At 73.3% G+C, this 6,160-nt stretch carries 5 protein-coding genes; 2 read left to right on the forward strand and 3 right to left on the reverse strand.

The window, feature by feature from the left end; all coding sequences use genetic code 11:
* Window position 1: 1 nt before the first annotated feature.
* The 3 genes from ACFWJB_RS33970 to ACFWJB_RS33980 form a co-directional block, all read right to left on the reverse strand.
* A complete protein-coding gene (locus tag ACFWJB_RS33970; protein ID WP_385468548.1) occupies window positions 2-1,030 on the reverse strand; it encodes a 3-oxoacyl-[acyl-carrier-protein] synthase III C-terminal domain-containing protein in 1,029 nt (342 codons plus the stop codon).
* A gap of 30 nt (window positions 1,031-1,060) precedes the next feature.
* Window positions 1,061-2,404, reverse strand: a complete 1,344-nt coding sequence (locus ACFWJB_RS33975) for an MFS transporter (protein WP_385468551.1) — start codon at window positions 2,402-2,404, stop codon at window positions 1,061-1,063.
* Window positions 2,405-2,584: 180 nt separating this feature from the next.
* On the reverse strand, window positions 2,585-3,565 hold the full coding sequence (locus tag ACFWJB_RS33980) for a LuxR C-terminal-related transcriptional regulator (RefSeq protein ID WP_385468554.1): 981 nt from the start codon (window positions 3,563-3,565) through the stop codon (window positions 2,585-2,587).
* 177 nt (window positions 3,566-3,742) lie between these two features.
* Here ACFWJB_RS33980 and ACFWJB_RS33985 point away from each other — a divergent pair, with 177 nt between their 5' ends.
* Together ACFWJB_RS33985 and ACFWJB_RS33990 are read left to right on the forward strand one after the other, a co-directional pair.
* On the forward strand, window positions 3,743-4,402 hold the full coding sequence (locus ACFWJB_RS33985; protein ID WP_385468557.1) for a 4'-phosphopantetheinyl transferase: 660 nt from the start codon (window positions 3,743-3,745) through the stop codon (window positions 4,400-4,402).
* 257 nt (window positions 4,403-4,659) lie between these two features.
* Window positions 4,660-6,015: an ATP-binding protein gene (locus tag ACFWJB_RS33990; RefSeq protein ID WP_386927085.1), complete on the forward strand. Its 1,356-nt coding sequence runs from the start codon at window positions 4,660-4,662 to the stop codon at window positions 6,013-6,015.
* Window positions 6,016-6,160: the final 145 nt, after the last annotated feature.

A 6,160-nucleotide genomic window follows, 5' to 3' on the forward strand; every position in this document is an offset into this window, starting at 1 on the left:
CTCACACTTCGACGACCGTGCAGAACCAGTGCATCCCCGGGGACGCGACGCCCGTGAGGACCACCAGGTCCCCGAGGGCCAGTTCACCGGACTCGATGTGCCGCCACAGGCAGACCAGCTGGTCGGCGGCGCCCATGTGGCCCAGGGATCGGGCCAGTTCGGCGTTGGTGCGGTCGAGGGGGATGCCGACGGCGTCGGACACCGCCCGGAACGTCTGCTGGTTGTCGTTGATGTGGATCAGCCGGGCCACTTCGGACCGGTCCCGTCCCGCGCGGGACAGGGCCTCGTCGACGACGTCCGCGAGCCGCGTGGTGATCTCCTTCATGAACGCCTGGAAGCGCTCCGGGTCCCGGTCGAAGTGCCGGTAGACGGAGGCCATCGGGCTGACGTCCTTCAGACCGCGCCCCGGCGGCGGCAGCGGCACGGCCGCCCCGCCGAACTCGATGCGGAACAGGTCCGCGTACTCGGGGTTGGTGAACTGCGCCGAGGACAGCCGGCGCAGCCGCGGGTGCCCGCGGCGGACGACGGCCGCGACGGCCCCGTCGCTGGCGACGCAGCCGTTGAAGTCCATCCGGTTGCCGTGCGCCTCGCTCATCACGTTGACCAGGACCACCAGCACCGTCTCGACGCCGGGGGAGAGGGCCATCGCTCCGGCGGCGTGGTCCAGCGCGGGCGACCACGCCGCGCACGCCTGGGTGAACAGCACGCTGGGCGTGCCGTGCGCGCCCAGGGCCCGCGCCACGGCCGCCGAGGGGTCCCAGCCCAGGTAGTCCGGCACGTCGGAGTGGCCGACGGCGATCAGGTCGAGGTCCGCGACGGTGACGTCGGCGTTCTCCAGGGCCTCCCGCGCCGCCTCGGCGGCCAGGTCGACGGCGGTGACGCCGGGAGCGACGCGGTGGTAGGTCTCGTAGCCGAGGGCGGCGACCGCCTCCGGATCGGGAACGTAGTCGGCCGCCGTCGCCGACACACCGCGCGGCTCCCCGAAGGCCATGCCCACGGCGACGATGCCCAACTCCGATGACGTGCCCATGCGTGGTTCCCTCCCTGCCGTCCGGGCGGATCAGCCCGTCGGGTCCTTCGACGTTCGGATCAGGACGGCGTCGTCCGCCGCGGTCGCGCCGGGGGCCGCGTCGAGGGACGGAAGCTCCTCGACCGCCTCCAGCGGCACGTCCAGCAGGGCGAGGCGGCGCCGGGCCAGGTGCAGGGTGAGGGCCAGGACGGCCATGGCGGCGGCCAGGACCAGCACGGCCGACTCCACGCCCATCGCGTCGGCGAGCACACCGGCCACCAGCGGCCCGGTCCACTGGACGGCCTGGAAGCCGAACTGGCCCGTGGCGGCGACCCGTCCCAGATACGCGTCGGGGACCAGCCTGACCTCGTAGGACTCGGTGACGACGTTCATCGGGATCATGCTGGTCATGCCGATCATCATCACCAGGCCGATCTGCCACGGCCGGGGCGCGAGCGCGACCGCGGCGAAGGAGGCCGTGAACAGCCAGGCGGACAGCAGCAGCACCCGGCGCGCGCCGATCCGCCGCATCAGCCACGGGCCCAGCACGGCGCCGATCACGCCACCGGTGACCGCCAGGGAGGTCACCGCGCCGATGGTGGTCGGTCCGCCGCCCCGGTGCTGCACCATGACCACGAAGAGCAGGGTGAAGCCCTGCGCCACCGCGTTGAGCACGGCGCCCCAGGCGAGCGTGAACACCAGGTAGTCGCTGCGCCGGATCATGCGCAGCCCGTCCTTGACGTCCGCGACCAGACCCGGGCGCCGCTCCCCGTCGTCCCGCCGGTCCGGCCCGAGCGGCCGGCGGATCAGGAACGAGCTGAGGGTGATGAACAGGAAGGAGATGGCGTCGAACAGGAACGGCACCCAGCGCGCCATGGAGTACAGCAGGCCGCCCAGCGGGGCGCCGAGGAGCTGGGCCAGCATGTCGCGGCCCATGCCCTGCGCCGTGGCGTCGGCGATCCGCTCCTTGGGCACGATCCGGCGCAGCACCGGCGAGGTCACGCCGGACCGCAGGCCGGCCGCGAGTCCGCTGACCAGCGCCAGCGCGTCGAGTCCGAGGACCGAGGGATCGCCCTGGTACACCAGCCAGGCGACGGCACCCATCGACAGCGCCTCGACCAGCGCGGCCAGGCCCAGCAGAAGCCGCCGGGACACCCGGTCCGACAGCGCGCCGCCGATCACCAGCGTGCCGAGCCGGCCCAGCATGTGCAGCACCGTGATGGTGCCCGCCTGGGCCGCCGAGCCGGTCGCGTGCAGCATGAGCAGCGGGAAGGCCAGCGTCGAGACGCTGTTGCCCAGCGCCGACAGGCCCTCGCCGGACCACCAGACGGCGTAGTCGCGGTCGCGCCACAGCGAAGGTGGCTTACCGGTGTCCTCCGGACGTGACCGCACCATCGTCGTCCGTCCCCCGTCCGTTCGTACGTCAGCTGGTCCGGGCCGGTGCCGCGGATCCCGGTCAGCATGCTGGTCGACGCGCCACCCGCCGGGCCAGGCAGTGCACCGGCAACTCCGGGGGAGGAAATGTTGCCGCCGGTGCCGCCGGTGCCCGCCGCCCGGGGCGCGGTTCGGCGGATCTCAGATCCAGCCGCGTTTGGCCGCCTGGTACCCCGCCTCGAACCTGCTGGCCGCCCCCAGCCGTGCGCACAGTTCGGCCACGATCCTGCGCACGGTGCGCAGCGAGACGCCGAGACGCCGGCGGATCGCCTCGTCGTTGAGGCCGCGTGCCATCAGGCGCAGCAGCTCCTTCTCGCGCGGGCTGAGCCCGTGCTCGTCGAGCCCCGGCCCGCTGGAGCCGAGCGGTACCGCGTTCTCCCAGGCCCGCTCGAACAGCGAGTTCACCGCCTCGACCGCCCCCGGCATGCTGATTTGGACGACCTTGTGCCACGGGTCGCGCGGATCGGACGGCAGCAGCGCCAGGGAGCGGTCGACGAGGAGCAGGTGCACCGGCAGCGACGGGACGGTGCGCACCCTGCAGTTCGGTTCGTCCTCCCAGGCGGCGCGCAGGGCGAGGCGGGTGTCGCCGCGGATGCTGTCCGTGGTGACCACGCGGTTCGCCACACCCCGCGCCATGACCTTGCGGTGCAGCTCCTGCGCGGGTTCCAGCCAGCTCGTCGGCGCGGGACCGTCGGGCAGGAAGGCCAGCCATTCGGTGTCCGCCGAGCAGGACAGCTCGTGCAGCCGGTCGACGACGGCCGCCCGGCCCACGAGGCACTCGAAACCGGGCTCCCGGCCGCCCGGCCGCGCCTCCGCGTACCGGTCGATGAGGGTCGTGACGGCGGCCCGGTCCTCCTCGAACTCCCGCAGCCGCTCCTCGATCCCGGACATCTGACGCAGCAGCAGGGCCCTGAGGGCGAGGCGGGGATCCGCCAGTTCACCGAGGTCCTCGCCGGACGGCCGGAGCAGGTCCAGCTGCGTCAGCCGCCCCAGCGCCGCGCGCACGTCGGCGGCCGGGACGCCCAGGTGGGCGGCCAGTTCGTCCGCCTCCCGGTACCGCCCCGCGATGAGCTGCTTGTACACCGTATAGGTGAGTCGATCGAGCCCTAACCTCTGCAGCATGGAGTCACACCCCCGTGTCCCCGTCATCCGGCACTCCTCAGGCCGCCCGTCATCTTTACACGCCGTACACATACGTGAGGGAGTATCTTCGGCGCCGATCGTACGAACAGACGATCTTTCCTGCGGAGGAACGCGGTGGTCGATCGCTTGGTTCCCGAGGGCGCCGAACTGTGCGAGGTGTACGGCGACGCGGGACACGGGGGTGAGGGCTGTCTGTTTCCGGCCGAACGGGCCCTGGTACGGGACCTGTCGGAGGGGCGCAGGCGGGAGTTCGCCACGACGCGGTGCTGCGCGCACCGGGCGCTGACCCGGCTGGGCATCTCGCCGGAACCACTCCTTCCGGATGTGTCGGGTGCCCCGCGGTGGCCGCGCGCGGCGGTCGGCAGTCTGACCCACTGCCCCGGTTACCGGGCGGCGGTCGTGGCCCCGGCCGCCGCGTACGCCGCGCTCGGGATCGACGCCGAACCGGTCGCGCCCCTGCCGAGCGTCGTCGCCGCGCGTCTCCTGACGGCGACCGAGCGGGAGTCGGCCGACGCGCTGTGCGCCACCCTCGGGGCGGCGGCGGACCGGCTGGCGTTCTGCGCCAAGGAGGCGTCGTACAAAGCATTTTCGCCATGGCTCGGCCGACGCTGGGGTATCCGCGACTTCGCGGTGCGCTTGATCGCGAATGGCTGGTTCCGGGGCACGGCGCCGGAGGGCCGGCACGGGTTCGAGGGGCGCTGGGCAGTGCGTTCCGGTTATTTCGTGACGGTCGTCAGCCTGACGGCCGCGGATTGGTCCGGACCGCTGTCGGCCGGTGTTTCGCCCGGTAGCGGTTGGCAGCAAGCGGCCACATGACGCTTTCCTGTCGGAGGGGGAACTCCCGCTCGTTGTTTTGGTCGAGTAGGGTCCGGTCTTGGCCAAAACATGAATGTGTCGCAGTTGACTTTGCGGGGACCTGGCCAACCGCCCTGACCTGCCCGGTGGCCGGAAAGGGATGCGGCCCGCCGTCGTGGGTGATGTTCGCCGGACGGCTGCGGGAGGTCGCGCGAGTTTGGTTTACAAGGGGGATTCTGTCAATGGTGATTCGCGCCGAGTTTGTTCCCTTCGGGAGAATGGACGTACATCAGCTACGTGAATTTCTGTTGAATCAGCGACGGGTTTCCGGCTGGACACAGGAAGAGCTCGCGGAGCGTTCCGGTGTGAGTGTCCGCACCATCCGGAACCTGGAGACCGGCTCCAACACCAATCCCCGCCGGAGCTCCGTCGAGCTGCTGCTCAACGCCCTCGGCGGCGCTCCCGCGGCACCCGCGGGGCCGACGGTCTGGGGATCCGGCGACTGGTCGCTCATTCCGGCGCAGCGGTCCCGGCACGATCAGGAGCGGACGGAGTCCGCGCCCTGGCACGGGCCCCGGCCCCTGGGCGATCCGATGGTGGGCCGCGAGGCCGACATGCGGCACGTCCTGGCCTCCGCGCAGCGCAGCAGGCTGATCGTCCTCACCGGACCCGGCGGCGTGGGCAAGACCCGGCTCGCCCTGGCGGCGGCGTACCGGCTGCGCCCGCTCTTCCCGGACGGCGTCGCCGTCGCCGAGCTGCGCGACTGCACGCCGGAACACCTCGAGCCGGTGCGCGCCCACGCCGAACTGGTGCGTCTCACCGAGGGCCTGACCGGCACGCCCGGGGGTTCCGCGCGCCGGCTCCTCGTCCTGGACGGGGCCGAACGCGTCGTCCGGCAGACCGCCCGCCTCGCCCGCCGGCTCCTGGACGACAACCCCGGACTGCATCTGCTCGTCACCTCGCGCCGGGCCCTGGCCGCCGGGGCCGCCGAGAGCTGGGAGGTCGAACCGCTGCGGGTGGACGGCCCCGGGGACCGCGACGGGGGAGTGCCGAGCGCGGTGGAACTGCTGCTGCGCCGGGTGCGCTCCACCCTGCCGACGCTGGACCTCGCCCCGCACATGGCGCAGGTCACCACGCTGTGCCGGCTGCTGGACGGGGTGCCGCTGGCCATCGAGATCGCCGCCCAGCGCCTGCGGTCCCTGCCGCTCGGCTCGCTGCTGCGGGAGGAGACGCTGTTCCAGTTGCTCGACCAGGTCGACGCGGGTGCGCTGAGCGCCCACCGCACCCTGTCCGACAGCGTCCGCTGGAGCTACGACCTGCTGCCCGCGCCGCACCGGGACCTGCTGCACGACCTGGTCGCGCTGCCGGACCCGTTCGCGCTGGACGACGTCCTCGCCGGCCGCCGAGGCGGCACCGGACCGGCCACCCAGGTGGCCCACCGACTGGCCGAACTGGTCGACACCTCACTGGTGCAGACGCTCCGTCAGGAGCAGTACCAGTACCGCGTGCACGCCCTCGTCCGGCACGTCGTGGCACGCGCGCGGCAGCAGCCCGTCGCCCCGTGCGGCCATGTCGTGGACGAGTACCGCGCCCGTCCCGTGACCGCGGCCGGCGCGGCGCACTCCGCCGCCTGACACCCCGTCCGCCGGGCGGCCGGCCCCGGGCTGCGGGCCCCGCCCCCCCGCGGCCCCCCCGGCCCCGCCGCCCCGGCGGGGGCCACCCCCCGCGGCCGGGCCGCGGGGGGGCGCGCCGGGGGCGGGCGGGGGGGGCGGGGGAGGC

Source organism: Streptomyces sp. NPDC127100, assembly GCF_042724095.1.
Classification (GTDB): domain Bacteria; phylum Actinomycetota; class Actinomycetes; order Streptomycetales; family Streptomycetaceae; genus Streptomyces.

Excerpts from the sequence above, each read along its gene's own strand:
- ACFWJB_RS33970 (WP_385468548.1), bottom strand. The coding sequence starts at position 1,030 with ATGGGCACGTCATCGGAGTTGGGCATCGTCGCCGTGGGCATGGCCTTC.
- ACFWJB_RS33975 (WP_385468551.1), bottom strand. The coding sequence starts at position 2,404 with ATGGTGCGGTCACGTCCGGAGGACACCGGTAAGCCACCTTCGCTGTGG.
- ACFWJB_RS33980 (WP_385468554.1), bottom strand. The coding sequence starts at position 3,565 with ATGCTGCAGAGGTTAGGGCTCGATCGACTCACCTATACGGTGTACAAG.
- ACFWJB_RS33990 (WP_386927085.1), top strand. The coding sequence starts at position 4,660 with ATGGACGTACATCAGCTACGTGAATTTCTGTTGAATCAGCGACGGGTT.